The 2,912-nt window shown below is 78.9% G+C and carries 1 protein-coding gene and 1 pseudogene; both read left to right on the top strand.

All coding sequences use genetic code 11. The features are described from left to right. Positions 1 to 19 precede the first annotated feature (19 nt). Complete coding sequence (locus L7D48_RS27840) at positions 20 to 1,852, top strand: ABC transporter ATP-binding protein (RefSeq protein ID WP_237883715.1); 1,833 nt, start codon at positions 20 to 22, stop codon at positions 1,850 to 1,852. Beyond that, positions 1,849 to 2,912: pseudogene (locus L7D48_RS27835) on the top strand (ABC transporter ATP-binding protein); the annotation flags it as partial. The gene L7D48_RS27840 and the pseudogene L7D48_RS27835, both read left to right, overlap by 4 nt.

The raw sequence follows: 2,912 nt of genomic DNA, 5'->3' as shown, positions 1-2,912 counted from the left end.
CGCGAGGAGCCCACCGCCCATGGCGCCCCAGCCCGCCGCCGATGCCGCCGATCCCGCAGCCGACACCGCCGACAGGACCGGTACGGCCGCCGCCGGCACCGAGGCCGACCGCGTCCTGAAGGACGCGATCCGCCACAGCGCCGGGCGCGCCACGGCGATCTGCCTGCTCGCCACCGCGTCCGCCGCCGCGACCATCGCCCTGCCCGCCGCGCTCGGGCACACCCTCGACCTGGCGCTGGACGGCGCCGGGGAGGCCGCCCGATGGACGGCGCTGTGCGCGCTGCTGGTCGCGGCCGAGGTGCTGCTGGACGCGGTGAGCGCCCATCTCACCGGCACCACCGACGCCCGCTCCACCGCCTGGCTGCGCCGTCGCGGGCTGGAGCACCTGCTGGCCGTGGGCCCCCGGCGGGCGGCCCGCTTCGACCACGGCGACCTGGTGACCCGGCTGTCGGGCAACGCGGCCGAGGCCGGCGGCGCACCCACCGCCGCCGCCACCACCGTCTCCTCGCTCATCACCCCGCTCGGCGCCCTGGTGGCGCTGGCGCTGGTGGACCTCTGGCTCGCCGCCGCGTTCTGCGCCGGGGTCCCGCTGCTGGCGCTGCTGCTGCGCGCCTTCGCGCGCGGCTCCTCCGACAGCGTCTCGCGCTACCAGCGCGTCCAGGGCGAGATCGCCGCGCGCCTGGTCGAGGCGCTGGCCGGCGCCCGTACCCTCGCCGCCGCGGGCACCGCCGACCGCGAACGCGCACGTGTGCTGGCCCCGCTGCCCGAACTGGCCGCCCAGGGGCGGCGGATGTGGCATGTGTACGGGCAGGCCATGGTCGGCGGCGGCGTCCTGGTCCCCCTGCTGACGATCACCGTCCTGGCGGTGGGCGGTATGCGGCTGGCCGCAGGGCAGCTGAGCGTCGGCGAACTGCTGGCCGCCTCCCGTTACGCGGCCCTGGCCGCCGGGATCGGTGCGGTCACCGGCCGGCTCGGCGCCCTGGTGCGCAGCCGCGCCGCGGCCCGCCGGGTGGGCGAACTGCTGGCCGTGCCCCCGGTCGCGTACGGCCGCCGCGCGCTGCCGCCGGACGGCACCGGGCGGCTGGAACTGCGCGGCGTCACCGCCGTGCGCGGCGGGCGCGAGGTGCTGCGCGGCGTCGATCTGGTGGTGCCCGGCGGCACCACGATGGCCGTGGTGGGGCGGTCCGGTTCGGGCAAGTCCACCCTCGCCGCGCTCGCCGGGCGCCTGGCCGACCCCGACGAGGGGCGGGTGCTGCTCGACGGAGTCCCGCTGGACGGGCTCGGCCCCGCCGAACTGCGCCGCGAGGTCGGCTACGCCTTCGAGCGGCCGGCCCTGTTCGGGGACACCGTCGGCGAGGCGGTCGCCTTCGGCGCGTACGACCCCGGCCCCGCCGCCGTCGAGGACGCCGCGCGGGCGGCCAGCGCGGACGCCTTCGTCCGCCGCCTGCCCGCCGGGTACGGCACCGGGCTGGCGGACGCGCCGCTGTCCGGCGGCGAGTTCCAGCGCCTGGGCCTGGCCCGGGCCTTCGCCCACGCGGGACGGCTGCTGGTGCTGGACGACGCCACCTCCAGCCTGGACAGCGTCACCGAACTCCAGGTGAGCCGGGCGCTGACGGACCGGGTGCGGTCCGGCACCCGGCTGCTGATCGCGCACCGCGTCTCCTCCGCGGCCCGCGCGGATCTGGTCGCCTGGCTGGAGGACGGCCGGGTGCGGGCCGTCGGACCGCACGAGGCGCTGTGGGAACTGCCGGACTACCGGGCGGTGTTCGCGGCCGGGGACGGCCCGGGGAGCCGGGGCGCGCCGCAGGCCCCGGCGTCCCGCGCCGCCGCGGCGGAGGAGGAGAGGTGGTGAGCCCGACGAGTCCGACCGGCCCGGCGAGCCCGGTGGGCCGTACCGCCCCGGGCCCGGCCCGCCGCCTCCTGCCGCGCGCCGCGCGCTTCCTGCGCCACCGCCGACGCGTCCTGGTCCGGCTCGGCGGCTGGTCGCTGCTGGAGTCCGCGCAGACCTTCCTGGTCGGCTACGGCGTGGCCCAGGCCCTGGACCGGGGCTTCCTGGCCGGGAGCACCGGCACGGGGCTGGCCTGGCTGGCGGTGGCGGCCGCGGCGACCGTCGCCGGCGGTCTGGCGGTGCGGGGGGTCTTCCGCGGGCTGGCCGACCTGGTGGAGCCGCTGCGCGACGGGCTGCTGCGCCATGTGGTGACCCGCGCCCTGCGCGGGGCGGTGGCCGGACCGGCCCGGGCGGACAGCTCCTCCGTCTCCCGCCTCACCCACCAGACCGAGCTGGCCCGGGACAGCTTCGCCGGGCTGGTGCTGGTGCTGCGCTCCTTCGTCTTCACCGCTGCCGGGGCGCTGGCCGGACTGGCCTCCCTCCATCCCCTGCTGCTCCTGGTGGTCCTGCCGCCCCTGGTGCTGGGACTGCTGCTCTTCACGGCCACACTGGTGCCGATGGCGGCACGCCAGCGGGACTTCCTCGACGCGGACGAGGCCCTCTCCACACGCTACGGAGCCGTCGCCGCCGGGCTGCGGGACATCGTGGCGTGCGGCGCCGAGCGGCGCACCGCCGGGGAGTCGGAGGCGCTGGTGGCCACCGAGGTGAGGGCGGCCCGGTCGCTGGCCCGGTGGGCCGCCGCCCGCACCGTGGCGCTGGGCGTGGCCGGGCACCTTCCGATCGTGCTGCTGCTGCTGGCCACCCCGTGGCTGCTGGAGCGGGGGCTCACGGCGGGCGCGCTGCTGGGCGCGCTGACGTATCTGACCCAGTCGCTGCTGCCCGCCCTGCGGACCCTGATGAGCGCCCTGGGGGCGGCGGGCACCCGGCTGCTGGTGATCCTGGACCGGCTCGTCGGCGCGGACCCGCCGCGGCGGAGCGCGCCGGCCGCCGCGCCCGTCCCCGCGGTCCCCGCGGTCCCCGCCCC

The organism is Streptomyces sp. ICN903 (genome assembly GCF_022015835.1).
GTDB classification, from domain to species: Bacteria; Actinomycetota; Actinomycetes; order Streptomycetales; family Streptomycetaceae; genus Streptomyces; species Streptomyces fenghuangensis.
This window is presented reverse-complemented; position numbering and strand designations above follow the sequence as displayed.